1 protein-coding gene is annotated in these 824 nt (G+C 35.7%); it reads right to left on the bottom strand.

The window, feature by feature from the left end:
- Positions 1-824 (bottom strand): ATP-binding protein (locus H5072_RS20620; RefSeq protein ID WP_310735913.1); only part of this gene is annotated, 824 nt, incomplete at both ends.

Raw genomic sequence — 824 nt, 5'->3', positions numbered from 1 at the left:
AATTTTTTAATTTGCTCATTATCAGGGCTAATTAATAAGGCGTGTTTTTTAAGCTTTTGTTGCTCAGATAAAGTAAAGGGTAGAGTAAAGAAAAACTCGCTACCTTGATTAATCGTGCTCCTTACTTGTATATCTCCGCCCAGCAATTTAGTTAATTGTTTGCTTATAGTGAGTCCTAAACCGGTCCCACCATACTTTCTTGTTGTGCTTGAATCACCTTGCGAGAAAGACTGGAATATAATTTTTGATTGCTCTTCAGTCATCCCAATACCCGTGTCTTTTATACTAAAGCGAAGGTTTATTGTTTTTTCGTGTTGAGATGTCGCTTCTATAATTAATGATATTTCACCATGCTCAGTAAACTTAATTGCGTTACCTACACAGTTATTTATTATTTGGCTTAAGTGCATTGGGTCGCCAATAAGTTCAAGCCCTGCATCAACGTGTAAAGTAAAGTTTAATAACAAACCTTTTTGCTTGGCATTTGTTGAGAATAAATTTTGAACGTTAGAAACTATAGTATGTAAGGTAAAAGGGATTTGCTCTAACTGAACTTTTTCCGATTCTAGCTTAGAAAAATCCAGAATATTGTTTAAAATCTGCAATAAATTTTGAGCACTTGAAAAAGCTTTATCTGCGTAGTGTTTTTGCCTTGAGGGAAGCTCGCTGCTTTGTAAAAGTTGCAACATACCTAATATGCCATTCATTGGGGTGCGAAGTTCATGACTCATATTGGCTACAAAATCTATTTTTGTTTTATTGGCTTTATCGGTTTGCTCCATGGCACTCGTCAGGTCGGCATTCATTGCTTCCATTTGGGAATT

Origin of the sequence: Pseudoalteromonas sp. SR45-5 (assembly GCF_014163565.1) — a bacterium.
Classification (GTDB): domain Bacteria; phylum Pseudomonadota; class Gammaproteobacteria; order Enterobacterales; family Alteromonadaceae; genus Pseudoalteromonas; species Pseudoalteromonas distincta.
Note: the sequence above shows the minus strand (reverse complement) of the source record. Positions and strands in the feature narration are given on the sequence as shown.